The sequence below is a fragment of the Bacillus sp. SIMBA_154 genome, from assembly GCF_046536015.1.
In the GTDB taxonomy this organism is placed as follows: Bacteria; Bacillota; Bacilli; order Bacillales; family Bacillaceae; genus Bacillus; species Bacillus pumilus_P.
This window is the reverse complement of record NZ_JAWJBV010000570.1, coordinates 1-243: the sequence shown is the minus strand read 5'-3', so window position 1 is coordinate 243 and position 243 is coordinate 1. Positions and strand designations below refer to the sequence as shown.

The 243-nt window shown below is 63.8% G+C and carries 1 protein-coding gene; it reads left to right on the top strand.

What is annotated here, in order from left to right; genetic code table 11:
• Positions 1 to 243 (top strand): hypothetical protein (locus R0K30_RS23190; RefSeq protein WP_410613350.1); only part of this gene is annotated, 243 nt, incomplete at both ends.

The following is a 243-nucleotide window of genomic DNA, read 5'->3' as shown; positions in this document are numbered from 1 at the left end:
CGACCGACGAGGAGATTCTCGCGTACACGCGCGAACAGTCGGCGAGGCCGCGGATATTCCCGGCGATGCCGCCCAAGCGCTGGATAGTTTTCCTGCCTGAAGGCCGTGACCGGGCAAGACTGTGGTCAGTGCTGGAGAACCGGGGTGAAGTGACCAACGACGGTGCTCGACGCACCTTTGACCTCGTTGCCACCGACCATCTCGCTGACCTCGCAGGTCGACTCGTGATCGGCTGGAGGTCCC